Raw genomic sequence first — 18168 nt, forward strand, 5'->3', positions numbered from 1 at the left:
GGGTATGACGTCCCAATATGTTATTCAAACAGAATGGCTAAGTACTTTTGCAGCATACGGTTACATCACATCACAGCCGATTTCATTGGCGATGTCACGAAGCTGTTGTTCATTATCTAATTTAATTGACCACTTGCACTCAGAGCCATTCGCCGAAATGACATTTGCCCCTTTTCCAATTAATTGAATCGCATCAACTTGGGCTTGCAGCGTGACTCTATGTTCACCATCTAAACGAACAACCAGCTCATGTGCGGTTGCGATAACTTTTCCACTTTTAAACGTTATGACCATCGGTTTCTCTAGCTACTTCTTTTAAATACAAATTACTATTATTCTAAATAGTACACAGTTAACTGCTTCCTACTCTATTATCGCTTATGTTTCTTCACGGCAATCGTTAATCGACTCGTACACACTAAGCGTTGACGCTCGTCAGTGATATTGATTTGCCATACTTGGGTAGAGACACCCAGGTGAATAGGTTCAGCCGTACCGATAACATGGCCTTCACGCATTGATCTTACGTGATTCGCGTTGATATCTAAGCCAACGCAATAGTAGCCTTCTGGTACGCAGAAATTAGCCGCCAATGAGCCAAGCGTTTCAGCTAGCACAACCGATGCGCCGCCATGAAGCATGCCTAGTGGTTGGTGCGTAAAATGACAAACCGGCATGGTTGCCACTAAGGAATTATCGTTTACCTCTGTGTAAACAATGTTGAGGTGCTCAATTAAGGTATTTTTTGAGGTCGCGTTGAAGGTATCTAGGTCAACGGGCTTTTTCCAAATACTCATATGGGTTCCTTAATTATTGACTTTATTAGTGCGTGAATCGCTTTATTAGTAAGTGAATAGCTTCATTATCGTTAATAGTGATCTTAACGATAACAATGTTTTTAAATACAATACTTATCTTACAGCTCTTAGTTATTACGCAAGTTGATGTTAACATGCATAAAAACCGAATACACAGAGGATATTGTATGACGTCATGGATGAAGTTTGCCTCGCTTCTCACACTTGCAGGCCTAACCGCATGTAGCGCTTCCCCGACAGGAAGAAACCAATTACTGCTTTTTTCTGATCAAGACATGTCTCAACTTGGGGCGCAATCTTTTGAACAAATGAAGAAAGAACAGCCAATAAGTAAAGACGCGAAAACGAACGCTTATGTACAGTGCGTTGCAAATAGCATTACTCAACATATTCCAAAACAAGGCTTTAGTGAATGGGAAGTTGTTGTTTTTGATAGTGACCAAGTGAATGCCTTTGCTTTGCCGGGTGGCAAAATTGGTGTGTACACAGGGTTACTTAAGGTAGCGGTCAATCAAGACCAACTCGCAACGGTTATCGGACACGAAGTGGCTCACGTTCTCGCTGACCACAGTAATGAGCGTCTATCTCAGTCTCAAATCGCTAATACTGGTTTATCCATTACCAGTGTTGCGTTAGGCGCATCAGAATACAAACAGTACCAAGGAATGACAATGGCTGCCCTAGGTTTAGGTGTTCAATACGGGGTTATTCTACCGTATGGCCGAACTCAGGAATCAGAAGCCGATGTTGTTGGTTTAGAATATATGGCTCAGGCAGGGTTCGATCCTAAACAGAGCGTCGACTTGTGGCAAAACATGGCGAAAGCATCAGGTGGTAGCCAACCGCCAGAATTGCTGTCTACGCACCCTTCCCACAGTACGCGTATCAAAGATCTACAGGCGACGATAAAAACGTTACCTCAATCAGGTTCACCAAGACCAAATTGCAAAGCGTAATTTTACATTTGTTTAGACGCTAAACTTCGAATACAAAAATGCCCTATCCATATTGTTTAGGGCATTTTTTGTTTTTGATTCTTGTTAAGTACCAAGAATTTGCAATGGTAGGCTTAATAGCTGATCACCAGTAGATGCAAAATACCAGATAACACCGATCAAACTGCTCACTAGACCCACATACCAAACAAACGACACGACTTGACCGTATTTGTCTAATGGCAACAAGTGACTGTGGTGACGCCCTTTCCATTCGAATAGTATTTCCACACTGCCCATAATCAATAAGAAGCCAAACAGGGTCAAATTCAACTGATAACTCAGTACCACGCCAGCAAGAGCTGCCGCAACACACAGGACAATACCAAGCACACTGTTCATCGAGAAACTGATACTTTTTAGTACATGTCCGCCATCGAGAGGCAAAATCGGTAATAGATTAAACAAGTTTAACAAGGCGTTAAATACCGCAAGCCCCGCGAAGAACATTTCGCCAGTCGCCCAGTACAACACCATAAATATCAATGACAATATCAAGCCAAACAATGGTCCCATGATCGAGATAACTACATCTTGCCAGCGCGTATTGATCTTTTCATCGGATAACGCCAAGCCTCCAAGGAATGGGATCAAATAGATGCCTTTGGTCTTCATTCCAAAGTATTTCATTGCTCTGATGTGGCCATATTCATGGAACATTAAACAAGCGATCAAGGCTAAAGCGAACTGAATTGAAAATAGCCATGAGTAAGCGGCTAAACTCGCAGAGGCAAGTACCACCTTGATTAACTTGGCACTCTTAAGGGCTTTCATTCCCAGCGAAACTAACCCGATTAAGCTAAAACGCTTCTCTGGTTTTGGTGCGACAACCGGTGTTTGTTGCTCGATATCTTTGGTGTTTCGATTGCCTTCGGTAACGGTTTGGCCATTCACGGTCGCTTTATAGGTCATCTCAAACGGTTGCCACTGAACGGTCGCCTCAACGTGACACTGCAACGTTTCTTCACCTGCGCGCAGAGTAAATGCATGAGTTCGAGCGTCATCTTGATCTGTGGTTGCATCTAATTGGGACACCAAAGTATTGTCCCAATACAACTGTTGCCACCCTGCCATTGACCCCTCTAAACGAAGTGGTTTTCCAAGAAACTCTATCGCGAGTAATTCCAAACTTTAATCCCAATTTAATGACTATCAATATGAATCGATATTATGCCGATTTAACGATAAACGGTAAACATAAACAAAGTTGTTACATATTGAGCAGTTGAACACTATTTATACCAACACCTAACACAAACATTCTGGTCACACCTCCAACCACCCATAAATCATTGATTGTAATTATATTATTAGTGTTAGAGTGCCGCCCCTTAAAAATATTACTTCACAAAATGACAACTCATTCTTTGACTTTATATTAAACATGAATTTAACATGTCGTTTACATTAGAGCTTAAGCACCAAAAACGCTCAGTGTGTTTTCAACAATAAGAATGAGATTTGATGCCCTAGGAGGGTCAAGGATGAAAACAATACAACGCTCTCTCGTTTCACTTTCTGTGCTATTTGCATGTAATTCACTTGCGGCTGGTTTCCAAGTTGCTGAGCACTCTGCCTCAGGTCTTGGTCGCGCATTTTCAGGTGAAGGTGCTGTAGCTGATAACGCGAGTGTACTAGCGAGAAACCCCGCCGCAATGACCCTATTTGATACAGCCCAATTTTCAGGCGCGGTTTCTATCGTTGATCCAGAGGTTAACGTCACTCAAACCAAAATTAATGATAGCGATTTCAATCAGAAGTCTTCTGACGTAGCCCCTTTGCAAATAGTCCCAGCCGCTTACTACATCAGTCCAATCAATGAAAAATGGGCATGGGGGATTGGCATGTTCACTACATATGGCGTTGCTACTGATTATCCCGACGATATTTATGCAGGTGATTTAGCCGGTGACACATCTTTGGTGTCCGTAAACCTAAATCCAAACATTGCTTACAGAGTAAATGAAAGCGTAAGCCTCGGTGCTGGTATCAATCTGGTATATGCGGAAGCTGAATTAAATAGACACAAAGGCAGTCTGCCTGTTGGCGGATCGCCAAGTGACAAACTGATATCAATGACTGGTGAAACGTTTGCTTTTGGCTGGAATGTCGGTGCGCTGTATGAACTGAATGAAAATAACCGTTTTGGTTTTGGCTATCGCTCATCTGTCGAACTTGATTTTGATGACGGAGAGTTCACTGATTACACCGGCTTAAAAATGGAAAGTGGCGCTCCAGGTAAGACTACCGGACGTTTAGAAATTGAACTACCCGATATCTTTGAACTATCCGCTTTTCATCAACTTAGCGATGCTTGGGCAATACACTATGGTTGGCAATTAACCAAATGGAGTAAGTTCAAAGAATTAAAAGCAACGAGTTCAGATTGTAAAAATAATGAGTGTTTCTTAAAAACCGAGCATTACGAAGACAACCAAAGATGGTCTGTTGGTGCTACTTACATGGTTAACCAAAGCTGGACTCTACGTGCAGGTTTGGCATATGACGAACAAGCTGGTGAAGCAACGTTAAGCATCCCCGATAGCGACCGTATGTGGTATTCAGCCGGTTTAACTTATGCAGTTTCTGAAAACATGACTGTCGATGCAGCATTTGCATTAGTACAAAGCGAAAGCGGCTCGTTTACCGAAACCGATGCAGCAGGACAAAAGCTTACATTTGATGCTGAAGGCGTTGCTTACCTTTCAGCGATACAACTTAACTACACGTTCAACTAACCGTACGGGAATAATTACATGAATAACAAATTTTCTTTATCTCTCGTATGCTCAGCATTACTTCTTGCTGGCTGTGGGGACAACAGTGAAAGCTCCGGTGATTCAACGGCTGCACCTTATTCCGATGCAATCAACCAATCATTAGCTAGAAGCTCAAAAATTAGCTTTACGCTTTTAGGTAATGAAGCGGATGTCCCTCTTCCTTCTTTTTTCTTGTTCGATACTAACGATCACACTCTGAACATCCCGTTAGATGCAAGTTCAACAGGATTACTGAATGATCCCAAAGTAGCAATGGGAGAAGCTGATGGTTGGAGTACTATCATGCCGTTCACTATCAATGTGAACCTTCCTAGTGACAGAACGTTGAAGAATGATGTCGTGATGAACGGGACGACACCGTTTAGTGCGCACCTCAATGCTGGGGTAAAAGTTGCTAAAGTCGATGTTGATCTGAGCACTGGTGTCATGTCTAACTTTACTGCGCTAACTGCTGGCGTTGACTACTTAGTGGCATCTAGCGATTTTAAGACCATACAAGTTTTACCTCTTAAAGGTTTAGATCCTAGCTCTGACTACATTTATGCATTAACTGACTCAATTATTGATAGCGCAGATGAACCACTAGGAACATCAAGCTCCTACGCGTCTTTAAAAACGACAGATATAGACCAAGCAGGCTCGCTCGATTTACCACAAAAAATCATCCATCAAGTTGAAGCGTTATTCGCAGGCTATGGTTCTGTATCAAGCTCCGATGAAATCATCTACTCATCTTGGTTTACTACTGCGTCGGCAGGTAACGTAATGAACGGTGCTAAAGCAGCGATTGCTCAAACAATCAGCCCAGCCGTTTCCCCTTCGGACATATGGAAGAACCTAGCGAATCCAAACAATATTTCGACGACTGATTTAGACAGCTTATATACTTTTAATGTTTCAAGTACAGTAGAAGACCTTGCTACAGCAGTTCAAAACGATGATGTTTTTAAATCGGCATTTGGACAGGCAGCAGCAGACCAACTTACTGCGGCTTACAATACAAACTTTTCTAATGCTGCAATAGCTTCGATTCAGGTATATCGCGGGACGATTGAACTACCGTATTTCTTGTCCGATTCACTAACAGATGATGAATGGAAAACAATGCCTTGGCGCAGCGCAATGCCAAGTGTTCTAACGATACTAAACATTCTAAGTTCAGGTAGTAACGAAGATAAAACAGCGATCACGACACAACTTGCTAGCTTAGGTATCACCGAACCTGCGACCCAACTTTATCTTGCAGAATATCAACAACTACTTATTGGCGAAAAGTTAACTCTCGCAGATGGAGAACAGTTAGACAGTGCGCGTATCATGACCAAATACAGTGCTGTACCTCAAATTCGCGCAGTGAAATCAGTGCCATTCGTAATGTTTGTACCAGAAGGTGGAGCAATTGGTAGTGACTTACCTATTCTTCAATACCAGCACGGAATTACAAGTGTAAAGGAAAGTGCCTTCGCATACGCTATGCAACACATTGGTGGCGCAATAAATGGTGCAGCTCCATTTAAGCCTTACGCTATCATCGCTATTGACCAACCACTTCACGGTCAACGCGCACTAAGTGCTGATGTTGTCACGACACCAACAACACCTACCGTTTATATGAATCTTGAGTATTTACCCGTTGCACGAGATAACATACGTCAGAGCGCCATTGATGGGCTTGGAGTTCGTTTTGCTTTAAATTCAGCTACAGATGCCGCATTCAGTAACCTCGATAAAGCGAATGTCTCTCTATTTGGGCATTCTATTGGGGCTATTACGGGAATCAGCTCTTACACGGTAGGTAACACTGTGTTGAACCCTGCAATCGATTCTATGTTTAGTTATACAAGTGCAACCCTTGCTAACCCTGGTGGTGGCATTGCTCCTTTCTTGCTTAATTCAGGTTCTTTCTCTCCTGAAATCAAGCATACCGTTAGCCTATCAAGTGTAACAGAGTACCAAGCACACTATTCAAGTAACTGTGCTCCAGTCAGTAAGTCAGGTGGCCTTTGCTTTACTGAGTATTATACGACCTTAAGTAGTGACAGTGCGTCGAGTTCAGATAAAGCAATTAAAGCGACAATTGACTCTACCCTGACTTCATTCATGTATGCTGCGCAAACAGTTCTAGATAACGTTGATCCATATAATATTGCATCTACAACTACCGGACCTGTACTTGGTATTCAAGCAGATGGTGATGGAACAATACCAAACTCTGTTGCTGAGATTCCAACAGCCGGAACTGAACCACTGTTTAAGAAATTATCCTTGGTTAATACTGCACTCGATGCTTCGGGGATGAGAGTTGCTTCTTACTTTGACGCAAACTCTTCAGCTGGGCATTCAACTGTAATTTCACCGAGCACTACTGGTGCAGATGTTGCTGCAAATACAGAAATGACCTCTCAAATCGTCCAGTTTACTCTTACTCAAGGTAACGCCACTGGAACGTTAGCGGTAGATGATACTCTACTTGATGCTTCTAAAAATGTTCAGTAGACGTTTCCGGAGATAAACTACCCTCTAAATGCCAGCCTAACCGCTGGCATTTTTGTATCTGTCGTTCGAACAATTCCCCTAGTTAACCGTTTGCATAGAACCTTAAAACACAAATGGTTGATCTCAGCTAAAATTAATCAAGACAGAATACCGTACGACCTCTTTCTTTATTGTAAATAAAGTGGATAATAGCCCCGTAATTTAATACCTAATAAATGTGAGTCCATTATGTCTTCTGAAGCTACGATGCTAGAACGCTGCCAATCTAAATGTGAACTATGTGGTTCTGATTCTTCTCTTACTGCATACGCAGTACCGCCACACAGCCACGTAACAGTGGATCACGGCATCATGGTATGTGACAAATGCCTGGGTGAGATTGACGATCCAAAAGATATCAACCACTGGCGTTGCCTAAGCGACAGCATGTGGAGCCAAGAAGCGCCAGTTCAAGTAATGGCGTGGCGTCAACTTACTCGTCTGAACTCTGAAAGCTGGGCTCAAGACGCGCTAGACATGATGTACCTTGAAGAAGAAACATCAGTTTGGGCACAAATCGGCATGTCTGCTGATGACAAACCTCTTGATGTGAACGGCGTTGAACTTAAAAAAGGTGACGACGTAACAGTAATCAAAGACCTGCCAATCAAAGGTACTAACCAAGTGATTAAGCAAGGTACTGTTATCCGTGGCATCAGCGTTGGTGACGATCCTAAGCTTGTTTCTGGTAAAACAAACGGCGGTCAATCAATGTACGTAATCGCTGAGTTCTGCCGTAAGAAGTAATTCTTCTTTTCGCTGAACAAAATCTAAAAAGGCGCTAATGAATAATTAGCGCCTTTTTAATATCTCAAATTTTCACGACTTAAAACTATCAATAAGTTGCTCGCGGTACTCTTTAATAACAGACACCAAAGAGCCTTTGATACCACTGACTTGTTTTGAGTGCGGACACCACAACGCGAATCCAAATTTGAATCCTTCCACCATTTGCGCAGAGTGAATGGGCTCGATTGAATGTTTTGAAAATTCAGAGTCGGTAAAAAATGCCTTAGGAAGAAGTGCCCATCCAAAACCCTCTTCAAGCATTTTGATCATTAACGAAAGCTGATCGATTTCCTCATAGTCAGAGCTAACAATAATCTTCTCAGACATCCCTTCATCAATCAGAGACTTCAATACGAACTGTTTTGAGTTCCTTAGTGCGACTAATACTTCGTCTTTATTTATATGTGATAGTTCTCCACCTTTTTGTCCGAATGGGTAGAACTCAAAGTGTCCAAGGAAGGTAGAATCAAAACTATGCATCGCTCGGCTATTGTGAGCATTCACAAGTCCAAAGTGATATTCCCCACTTTGTATTCCTTGTTTAATTTCGTTCTTATTCCTAACCAGAAAGTTCACTCGCATCATTGGGAAGTCGTGCTTAAGTCGTTTACGTATATCCACCAAAACACGTTGTGGAACGAAACTAGAATACGCGATTGTTATTTTCTCTAACCCACCATAAGAAAGGCTCAACGCTACTTTGTCAAAAGTACGAGCTTGTTCAATCGTCTGTTTTGCGTAGTGATAAAGGAGGTGCCCGTCCTCCGTTGGTTCAACAGAGCGGCCAACTCTTTCAAAAAGATGCACAGCAAGATGATCTTCCAAATTTGTAATAACCTGGCCGACGGTCGTTCTGTGCTTGTTGAGTTTGACTGCTGCTTTGCTGAATGACCGTTGTTCATAAACGGTCACAAACGCGAGAAGTTGTTCAATACTAAAGTTCATTTTGATGTGCTTACTTTCTTAGTCATGCATATGAAATAGAAAAATATCTACTGCATCAGAATAATAATGATAAAAAGACGGATCTAAATAGCTAATGATTTGTGCCTTTTGCTAACTCTTCTTTCTAGTATATACCTAAACCTACCTACGTTTGATGGATCCGATCCTCTATATACGATTATTAACATTGCCATAGTTCCTTTATCGTAACCTTCTTCAAACGATAGAGACAGACCCATGAACACAATGCCACATGAACTCGTGTGGGGTGAGATCTACTTCCCGCCTTTGCTTTTGGTTATCGCGTTAGCGTATGTATTGACGATATTGACTGGCTCAATCGCGACAAAACTTGGGCTACATAAATATGTCGCTTTTCCTGCAATAGCCGAAATAAGCTTAATCGTTATTTTCGTCGGCGTTATCGGCCAATTTATTACCATTTTCTGAGGCATTCACCTTGATTAAACGTTATCTCATCACGCTACTACTGGTCGTTGCCGCAAGCTCTGTGGTTTATAGCTATTACCAATCCTATTCAAGTAATCCTTGGACTAGAGATGGTCAGGTCAGCGCATACATCGTTTCGATTACCCCTAGAGTCACCGGGCAAGTAACCAAAGTCCATATTGAAGACAACTCACAGGTAGCTAAAGGGGATCTACTGTTTGAGATCGACCCAAGCATTTATCAGGCAGCCTACAATAAAGCACTCGCGACACAGAAACAGGCTCGCGCGCTCTTAGCAAAAGCTAAAAACGAAGAGCAACGCGCGTTGAACTTAGAAAAAAGAACGCCTGGCGCGCTGCCAGTGCTGACCTTGAATAACCTGAACAATGCGGTTGAGACAAATGCAGCTAACGTTGCACTAGCAAAGGCCAATGTTGAAGAGGCACATTTAAATCTCAAATACACCAAGGTGTACGCTCCAACGAATGGCTTCATCACGAACTTAAACCTACGTGAAGGTTCTCAAGTTGTTGCTAATACCCCTGTGGTGGCATTAATCGATGAGGATAGTTTTTGGATTGAAGGTTATTTCAAAGAAACTGATCTTGTGAACGTTGCACCAAACGACAAAGCTATCGTCACGCTCATGATGCACAATGATGTTCAATTAAAAGGCCATATTAAAAGTATTGGTTTTGGCATTGCGACACAAGATGGCAGTACTGGTAATAACCTTCTTCCCAACGTGAACCCAAATTTTCAATGGATTCGCCTCGCTCAGCGTATACCAATTAAAGTAGTACTCGATAACGTGCCTGAAGACTTGCAACTTCGTGTCGGCATGACAGCTTCAATCAAAATAATCAAATAGTTGGATGGCATTTATGTTCAGTGCATCGACCAAAGAAGCAATTAAGGCTTCTCTCGCGATTGTTATCTCTATCTGCCTTGCGTTGTGGTTTCAGTGGGAGAAGCCCTATTGGGCGGCAATTGCGGTTGCAGTCATGGCATTGAACGAGAGTTTTGCCCATTCAATAAACAAAGGCCATAACCGATTAATGGGAACCTTGTTAGGGACGGGTTATGCCTTTTTCTTAATAGCGATGTTTTCTCAGGACCGCTTTCTGTTTCTGATGTTTTTCACCTTATTTCTCGGTACATGCATCTTCATGTCGAGTGATGAAAAATACGGTTATGTCTTTTCTATAGGCTTTGCTGTCTGCTCCATCATCTCTTGCATGGGCGGATTCGATAACCAAATTACATTTTATTTTGCGGTACTACGAATACAAGAAACTTTGCTAGGCGTTATCACCTTCTCAATTGTTTATCGTCTAATCTGGCCGGTAAACACTGAACAAAACTTCGTACAACGATTTGAAACAAGCAGAGAAACGCTGATAACAGCAATGAGCAACACTAACAACTTAGATATAGAAGCATTGGAGTCCAATACCGCTAATATTGAGAAGCTTTATCAACTGTTAGATTTACCGCTCACTGGCAGTTATCACCTAAAACAAAATATCCATGCGTGGCGTTTACGAGTCTGTGAAATGGCTCATATTCAAGATCGTCTGCTTGAACTCGCCTCTGATGAACTGACTCAACCTATTGATTGGCCAATTCTCACCGAAAAAATGGAAAAACTAGAGTTAATGGCGCCGCACTTATCATTGATTGATGATGTGCCGTTTGTGAAGAGTGAGAAGAAAAACGTTTCTTGGCACCATGAGCACCGTACCTTTGTTCAACACCTAGATGAAGATGGGAGAAAAGTTTTACAAGGAGTCTCGATGTTCGTAACGTCGCTATTGGTTTGGATATATCTACCTGTGCCGGGTGGTTTTATTTTTCCGATGATTGCAGGCGTATTTTCTTCCATGTTGCCTACGATGCCACCAAGTGTTATCAAAGATGCTTTTTTCGGTGTGATTGGCACTGGCACCGTTATCTTGCTTCAATACATCTTTATCATGCCGATGATGACTGAATTGTGGCAATTGGCACTGTTCTATTTCATTAATAGCATGGTGATATGGAAAGTGTTCGCAACGCCTAAACTGATGATACACCGAATACTTGGCATTAACCTGTTGGTCGTCCTTACATCTGGCGCGCTCAATCTAACACCGGTTTATCAGATTCAAACACCTTTGCTAATGTTAACCACACTGCTCATCATTTTGATGATCGGCAAATTATTTACTGACCTCTTTAGAGTCAAGAGTGTCGTTTAATCTCGTTACGCGGATTCGCTAAACTTGGAATAATAAAAACAAAAAGGCGCAATTAAGCGCCTTTAGAAATTCTATTTTTATTGACTCATATCAGTTGTTTCTCAACCAAACATCTTGGTTTTTAGGTGCTTTCTTCTTTTTCTTCTTGCCTGTACCAGCCGGTGGCGCAACGGGTTTTAATGCAGCAACAAGTTCAGCGGTTGCCTCTTCATCCACTTCAAAACCTTCAATTTGCTCACGCTCAAGACGGATTTTGTTCTTCTTCTCAATGATTGTGAAGTGATGGTAATCTTCGTGGTCGATCAAAGATAGCGCTAGACCAACCTCACCCGCACGACCACTTCGGCCAATACGATGCATGTAGTCTGATGGGCTACGTGGTAGGTCAAAGTTGATTACTACTGGTAGCTTTTCGATATCCAGACCACGTGCCGCGATGTCTGTCGCGATAAGAACGTCGATCTCGCCAGATTTGAAATCTTCAAGGATGCGAGTACGTGAACCCTGCCCTTTATCACCGTGGAATACTTCCGCGATAATACCGCGCTTGTAAAGCTTGTCTGCCAAGTGCTCACAGCTGTTCTTCGCATTAACGAAGATCAGAGCTTGGCGCCATTCGTGCTGTTGAATCAGGTGCGCTAGCAATGCGGTCTTACGGCCTTTTTCAACTTCGAATACACGTTGAACCAATGTGCTTGCATTAGCACTTTGAAGTTGAACTTCAATTGGATCGTTCAGTAGTTCGTGAGTCAGCGTTTTTACTTGCTCTGGGAAAGTCGCAGAGAACAACAAGGTTTGCTTCTTGCTCGGCAATAGCTTCAAGATAGCATCGAGCTCTTCGGTAAAGCCAAGGCTCAACATACGGTCAGCTTCATCAAGCACTAGCGTTTTTACTTTATCTAGCTTGATAGCGTTGCTTGAGATCAGGTCAAGTAAACGACCCGGTGTTGCCACCAAGATATCAGTGCCGCCACGTAGCGCTTGCATCTGAGTGTTTACCGATACACCACCAAATACACAAACCGTTTTGATCGCACCATTGAAGTGTACTGCGTAAGACTTAACGCTGTCAGCCACTTGCTTAGCAAGTTCACGAGTAGGAACTAAGATAAGACCAGACACAAAGTTACCTTTGCCTGCTCTGCGGTCTAAAGGTGAATCTTCATGGATTTGTTGTAACAGCGGCAGTGCAAATGCTGCAGTTTTACCTGAACCCGTATTTGCACCTGCAATTAGGTCGCGTCCTGCTAACACACTTGGAATAACTTGCGCTTGGATAGGCGTTGGCTGTTGGTATTCAAGCTCTGTTAAACGAGCCATCAAAGGAGAGATTAAGCCAAGATCAGAGAAGTTGGTTGGTGTTGTGGTGTTAGTCATTAATTGCAGGAACTCAAAGCTAAAATAATAGCGCGCTATATTAACGTATTTCAGCAGTATTACGTAACTAAATCGCCCCTTTCTCCCGTGTTTCAGCGATTAAGCCCCTCTAAAACACATCCAGATATCAAGTTATCGCAAATTTAGTTAAGCCACCCTGCTACCGTTTGCTCTGGCGTATACGAGTTGAGCTCAGTTAACCACACGGCTACAGCATCTGGCGTGGCGACTAAAGGAGAGAAATCGATATTGAATTGCCAATCAGACTCACCACGTTGATAGCCGTCGTAAACCACGACAAAATCGTGCTTAAGTTTCTTACCTCTGTTCTCGCCCGCTTTAACGCTGGTGACTTCGTTCATCGCCAACAAGGCAATATGAGCGACATAATCCCCTTTGCCTTCGTAACTCACGTTGAACGTATCGCCTTTATGGTTCACTGTTAATTTGGGATTAGTTTGTTGTTGGAGCGAAGGCAACGTTCTGTCTAGCCAATTAAAGTAACCACGCCACTCTTTTCCATCGACAACAAAGCCCGGAGTATAAACGCCACTTGTTACCCCATAAGCTTTGTATAAACGCTGCTTCTGACTGAATGCCTTGCTGGCGAACTTGTCTCCCCAGCCTAAGTAATCCCAGTAGTCTACGTGATAAGCAAGCGGTATGACCTCGGTCCAAAGTTTTGGATGATCTGCAAAAGTACTAAGGTACGTGTCAGCAGGCGGACAACTCGAACAACCTTCAGAGGTAAACAGCTCAATAACCTGAGCAGGCTGGCCTTCGTTACTCCAGATTTGTGCAAACGACACAGAGGAATAGGCGCCGATCGGTAAGGCAAATAAACAAAGTTTAATCAATGATGAATTGCGTGTGGCGTGTGACATACCGAGATCCTCGTACAAAGCGAATTTACTGGCGCTCAAACAAAGACCGTTATGCCTAAGTATTTCTTTCAGGTGCTGGGTTTATTTCAGATGTGTAGTTTATTTCAGATACACAGCTTATTTTAGATGCACAGCTTATTTCAGATAAAAAAACGCCAGCTTTAGAAGCTGGCGTTTTTTAAAATTCTATATTTTTACATGTTAACGCAGAGATTAACGGTTGATACCGATATCGCGTTGCATGTGACCAGATAGGTCGCTTGCGTAGTAACTACGTGGAGAGTTGTCTACGAAAAGAATATCGAAAATGTGTGCAATCAATCCTTTGATGTTAACCGAGTAGGTCTTCTTATCCATAGAGTTAGGAACAGCGATAGTATTCATTTGCATTGCTTGAGCCATGATTGCCTCTCTATAAATTTGTTTATGTGGTTCGTTCTGATGACAAGAATAATAGGTGATCTTTTGCAGGTTAAAAAATGACTAAAATTAGAAATTCAGATTAGTTTTTCTAATAAAACAAATCATTAACAACGCCTCGAAATACATATTCACGCTTGATGATTAAAAATTCACAGTAGTGCCTAAATCATGCATTTAGTACAAATAACCCTCAAACAACAGCGGTCAATGTCACAAAAAATTTACATAAATAAATTTCAAGCTTCATTGATCACCTAATTATTATCGAGTTTTCGATAAGTTATTTTTGTTTTAATTTACTTGTTCAATGTCTGGCTTCTTCGCATAAATCGACGCTATAACTGCAATCGTCATAGTAGAAATCAGAACAGCTAGCGACCAATACGTTGGGATAGCCCACTCACTGTCAACCAATAGCATTTTCACACCAATGAACACCATGATGAATGCCAGTGCAGGCTTCAAGTAGATGAACTTATCCATCATGCCTTGAAGAACAAAGTACAAAGAACGAAGGCCAAGCAATGCAAATACGTTCGCAGCCAGTACTAAGAATGGTTCTCGCGTAACGGCGAAAATCGCTGGAATAGAATCCAGTGCGAACATCACATCCATGACCGCAATGGCACCAATCACCAACATCATTGGCGTGAGTACCCATTTGGTACCTTGCTTGATCATCAACGCTGGGCCGTGGAAGTTTTCAGTTACAGGCATCACTTTACGAAGTAACTTCTCAGGTAGCGTATTCACGCTCTCCTCTTCGCCCTTGTCTAACGCCAGCTTAATACCCGTACCAATTAGGAACGCAGCAAATACATAAAGCACCCAGTGGTATTCAGCCAATAACTGAGCACCTAATGCGATCATAATTGCACGAAGCACTAATGCGCCAATTACGCCCCAAAGAAGCGCTCGAGGCCTTAGGTGCTCGGGAACTTGGTATTGAGCAAAGATCATCGCGAAAACAAACAAGTTGTCTACACTAAGGGATTTTTCTAACAAGTAACCGGTAATAAATGACACGGTTGCTTTTTGGGCTGTGTATTCACTATTCGGCGCATAGATGTCCCAAAAAAGGTAAATGGAACCAGCAAATAAAAACGCGAGCACAAACCAGAAAACGCTCCAAATTGCCGCTTTCTTGATGGTTACGCTGCCACCACGAGTCTGATAGATATCAATAGAGACGAGAATGACTGTCAGCAGGAAAAAGCCCACGTAAGTCGTCATGATTGGCGATGAAAAAAAGGATTCACTATTTGTAGATAATAGAGATTGTGTTGAGTTCATTATTCCTCCGGGCGGAAGAACTGTACAAAGACCTTCCGCAAACAAAACTATCAAGTTCCACGACGGATCTTGATTGTGATTGTGATTGCGTTGGTCTCGTTGAAGTGAAATATGGGATTTCACCTTTACATACCGGATAGACTCTTGGCCTAACGAGATGACGATATGTAAACTTGCGCTAACTACTCCCCAAACGCGTGGATAATATTCCTCTATCTTTGTTTCGTCTAGAAAAATTTTCGGAAATAAATAAAAAAGGAGCAAAACGCTCCTCATTTATTTCTATAGGCTTATCAAAACGACATTCGTATTGATTCTGAGAATACTACTTAGAGGATTAACCCCTATTACCGTTACTCATGATACAAATCCGTTATTCAATGATACGAATAACGAACGAGTCTTGTACGCGCTTTGTCTGACAGCTCACTTCAAGGCACGCTACGTTATAAACCTGCAGCGGGTACCAAGTACACTAACGCAGACCAAACCGATACCCAACCAACCACCGCTACCGCATCTAACCAATCTTTCTTATCCATGCTTATCTCCACAAGAAGGCGACCTGCAGGAATAAAGCATAAACAATGCCAAATTTATAAATAGGCAAAACTAATAATACTAACCACAAGCATTACCTGTAACTATCTAAATTACCTGTGACTATCTAAAACACTCCAAACAATTTAGCGGCTCGTTGTGTTGCAGTGACTCTGGGTGGTCTTGTAGAAACTCGATGAAACAGTCTGCCATTGAGTCGGTCGTAACCACGCCATCACCTATCATATCCAAGACGGCGTTATAGCCCTCTTTTCCTTTCATGGTATAGGCTGACGACGCGCCTCGGTAAATACGGTCACGAGAAACAGCCTGCCAGCCCAATACTTCAGAGTGAATTTCTAAATGGTGAACCCTATGCCCTAGAGGTGCTTCTTTGTGGTAACAAAACCTCAAGTTATGCGTATAAGGAAAGCTGCCTGAACCTGTCCCTACAACGCCATTATCCAAAGCATTGTTGATTGCACCTTCAAGCATGCCTGCGATCGTTTCACCTTTTACTTCATACACACCAATGGGTACGGCAAACGGTAGTAGTTTTCCGGCAATATCGGCAATAGAGACATCGCCGCTATTCAGTGAATTTCTAACACCACCTGCGTTGTGAATGGCAAATTCAACCTGATGCCCTTTTTTGTTCATTAGGTAGTGAAATGATTGAGCAACTAAGGGCGCTAGTTGGCTCGGGCCTTTCTCGTCCGGGATACGTATGTGGCGCAGTTTTGTATCTGCATGAGCAATAACTTGTTGCTGAAGCTTTCGAACTCTCGGCTGATATTTATCCGTAAGAATGCTCTGAAGTTCCGGATCTTTTTTACATACCGCAATATTGGGGTGGTTGTTCAAAAACTCACACGCCATATCGTGGGCATCGTCTTGCCCTACTTCACTCAATTTTGCGTCTATAAACAGTCGACGGCCTAGTAGCAGTTCGTTCTTACCGTTAAAGTGAGTCACTTTGCCTTTAGCATCGAACTCAATTTCGCAGTGTCCTAGACTCATTGCATGGAAACCCGCTTGCACAACATAAGTGTCACCGATTTTCACGCCGTAATCATCATCTTTAACTAAGCCAATATCAGAGAAATCACCTTGTAAGCGATGACTATGACCACCAACAATGACACCAATACCTGTTACGTTGGCTGCTAACTCTAAATCAGCTTCGTAACCAAGATGGCTAAGTAACACAATCTTGTTGATACCAGCTTTATGAATCTGCTCAATGGTCGCTTTTGCTGTTTCTAAAGCATTTTCAAATGGTGTATCGATATCTGGATTAGCAATGCCTGCCATCTTGTCGATGCTTAAGCCGAATATTGCAACCTTCTCGCCATCAAACTCTTTCGTTATAAAAGAAGCACTTCGCGTTTCAGTCAGATAAGGCTTAACAATTTCGTTGTCCGCTAAGGTATGAGTTTTATTGATATCCTCATTCGATAGATTCCAGTTACCGGCCAACAATGGGAATTTGATTCTTTTCGCGAAAATCGCAACGGGCTCATTACCCATATCTAGCTCGTGATTGCCAAGCGTCATGGCATCTACATTAAGGGCATTCAACAAATCGGCGTTGGCTTTTCCCTTGAATAAAGAAAAGTACAAAGTCCCCTGGAAGCAGTCACCAGCGTGTAGGAACAGGGTTCCAACCTTCTGACGCTGGGCATCTTGTTCTATTTGTTTAAAGCGTGTTGAAATTCGAGCAAAGCCACCTGCACTCACATAAGGTTCAATGATGTGGTTGTTCATTTTAAGTGATAGCTGTAACGAGGTTGGTTCAAAGTATGAGTGGGTGTCGTTGATGTGTGCCAACACTATTTTTGTCGGCTTATTCTTTTTAGTCATATTTTCTTCTCTCTTTGTCCCTTCATACTAGGTCGAGAATCATGACAGAATCGTGAATTTTATGAAACTGCACTGCAAAAAAATACTCGAGATAGATCAAAAATCTCGTTTCGATCCGTATAAATAAACAACGGGTTTTGTGACAGGTGAGCATACCGGATTGGTATTTTTCGATTATGATTAAAGATATCTGTTAGCTTTCAAACAATTAGCAGAGCCTTCCGTTAGGAGTAAGC

General features: G+C 42.4%; 16 protein-coding genes. 7 read left to right on the forward strand and 9 right to left on the reverse strand.

What is annotated here, in order from left to right; all coding sequences use genetic code 11:
• Positions 1–60: 60 nt before the first annotated feature.
• Both AC3CH4_RS22955 and AC3CH4_RS22960 read right to left on the reverse strand, forming a co-directional pair.
• Positions 61–294 (reverse strand): DUF3389 domain-containing protein, encoded by a 234-nt coding sequence (locus AC3CH4_RS22955; RefSeq protein ID WP_004730938.1) that lies wholly within the window; start codon positions 292–294, stop codon positions 61–63.
• A gap of 77 nt (positions 295–371) precedes the next feature.
• A complete protein-coding gene (locus tag AC3CH4_RS22960) occupies positions 372–797 on the reverse strand; it encodes a hotdog fold thioesterase (RefSeq protein ID WP_004730936.1) in 426 nt (141 codons plus the stop codon).
• Between the two features lie 188 nt (positions 798–985).
• Here AC3CH4_RS22960 and AC3CH4_RS22965 point away from each other — a divergent pair, with 188 nt between their 5' ends.
• Positions 986–1774 (forward strand): M48 family metallopeptidase, encoded by a 789-nt coding sequence (locus tag AC3CH4_RS22965; protein ID WP_004730934.1) that lies wholly within the window; start codon positions 986–988, stop codon positions 1772–1774.
• Positions 1775–1858: 84 nt separating this feature from the next.
• Here AC3CH4_RS22965 and AC3CH4_RS22970 read toward each other — a convergent pair whose 3' ends face one another.
• Complete coding sequence (locus AC3CH4_RS22970; protein ID WP_488543897.1) at positions 1859–2941, reverse strand: site-2 protease family protein; 1083 nt, start codon at positions 2939–2941, stop codon at positions 1859–1861.
• 356 nt (positions 2942–3297) lie between these two features.
• On the opposite strand from AC3CH4_RS22970, the gene AC3CH4_RS22975 reads away from it, so the two are divergent.
• The 3 genes from AC3CH4_RS22975 to AC3CH4_RS22985 all read left to right on the forward strand — a co-directional run bounded on the left by AC3CH4_RS22975 (position 3298) and on the right by AC3CH4_RS22985 (position 7875).
• Complete coding sequence (locus AC3CH4_RS22975) at positions 3298–4551, forward strand: outer membrane protein transport protein (RefSeq protein ID WP_237298112.1); 1254 nt, start codon at positions 3298–3300, stop codon at positions 4549–4551.
• Positions 4552–4569: 18 nt separating this feature from the next.
• Positions 4570–7089 (forward strand): VolA/Pla-1 family phospholipase, encoded by a 2520-nt coding sequence (locus tag AC3CH4_RS22980; RefSeq protein WP_488543898.1) that lies wholly within the window; start codon positions 4570–4572, stop codon positions 7087–7089.
• Between the two features lie 228 nt (positions 7090–7317).
• Entirely contained in the window at positions 7318–7875 is a 558-nt protein-coding gene (locus tag AC3CH4_RS22985) for a PhnA domain-containing protein (RefSeq protein WP_004730927.1), read from the forward strand.
• A gap of 72 nt (positions 7876–7947) precedes the next feature.
• Here the strand turns inward: AC3CH4_RS22985 and AC3CH4_RS22990 are convergent, their stop codons facing one another.
• Positions 7948–8862: a LysR family transcriptional regulator gene (locus tag AC3CH4_RS22990; RefSeq protein WP_488543899.1), complete on the reverse strand. Its 915-nt coding sequence runs from the start codon at positions 8860–8862 to the stop codon at positions 7948–7950.
• A gap of 237 nt (positions 8863–9099) precedes the next feature.
• Between AC3CH4_RS22990 and AC3CH4_RS22995 the strand changes: the two genes are divergently transcribed.
• The 3 genes from AC3CH4_RS22995 to AC3CH4_RS23005 are packed head-to-tail and all read left to right on the forward strand — an operon-like array spanning position 9100 to position 11552.
• The gene (locus AC3CH4_RS22995) at positions 9100–9312 is read left to right on the forward strand and encodes a DUF1656 domain-containing protein (RefSeq protein WP_054546893.1); all 213 of its coding nucleotides are present in this window, start codon (positions 9100–9102) and stop codon (positions 9310–9312) included.
• 10 nt (positions 9313–9322) lie between these two features.
• Positions 9323–10183 carry an HlyD family secretion protein gene (locus tag AC3CH4_RS23000; RefSeq protein WP_054546894.1) on the forward strand — a complete coding sequence of 287 codons (861 nt, stop codon included), beginning with the start codon at positions 9323–9325 and terminating at the stop codon, positions 10181–10183.
• A 13-nt stretch (positions 10184–10196) separates the two neighbouring features.
• A complete protein-coding gene (locus tag AC3CH4_RS23005; RefSeq protein ID WP_488543900.1) occupies positions 10197–11552 on the forward strand; it encodes an FUSC family protein in 1356 nt (451 codons plus the stop codon).
• Positions 11553–11642: 90 nt separating this feature from the next.
• Here the strand turns inward: AC3CH4_RS23005 and AC3CH4_RS23010 are convergent, their stop codons facing one another.
• The 5 genes from AC3CH4_RS23010 to AC3CH4_RS23030 all read right to left on the reverse strand — a co-directional run bounded on the left by AC3CH4_RS23010 (position 11643) and on the right by AC3CH4_RS23030 (position 17932).
• A complete protein-coding gene (locus AC3CH4_RS23010) occupies positions 11643–12929 on the reverse strand; it encodes a DEAD/DEAH box helicase (protein ID WP_171310535.1) in 1287 nt (428 codons plus the stop codon).
• A 143-nt stretch (positions 12930–13072) separates the two neighbouring features.
• Complete coding sequence (locus AC3CH4_RS23015) at positions 13073–13813, reverse strand: DUF1223 domain-containing protein (RefSeq protein ID WP_171310536.1); 741 nt, start codon at positions 13811–13813, stop codon at positions 13073–13075.
• A gap of 213 nt (positions 13814–14026) precedes the next feature.
• On the reverse strand, positions 14027–14215 hold the full coding sequence (locus AC3CH4_RS23020) for a hypothetical protein (RefSeq protein WP_017079198.1): 189 nt from the start codon (positions 14213–14215) through the stop codon (positions 14027–14029).
• 312 nt (positions 14216–14527) lie between these two features.
• Complete coding sequence (locus tag AC3CH4_RS23025; RefSeq protein ID WP_488543901.1) at positions 14528–15529, reverse strand: TerC/Alx family metal homeostasis membrane protein; 1002 nt, start codon at positions 15527–15529, stop codon at positions 14528–14530.
• Positions 15530–16192: 663 nt separating this feature from the next.
• Positions 16193–17932, reverse strand: a complete 1740-nt coding sequence (locus AC3CH4_RS23030) for a bifunctional metallophosphatase/5'-nucleotidase (RefSeq protein ID WP_488543902.1) — start codon at positions 17930–17932, stop codon at positions 16193–16195.
• Positions 17933–18168 lie beyond the last annotated feature (236 nt).

It is taken from the genome of Vibrio sp. QJM3NY_26, assembly GCF_057786005.1.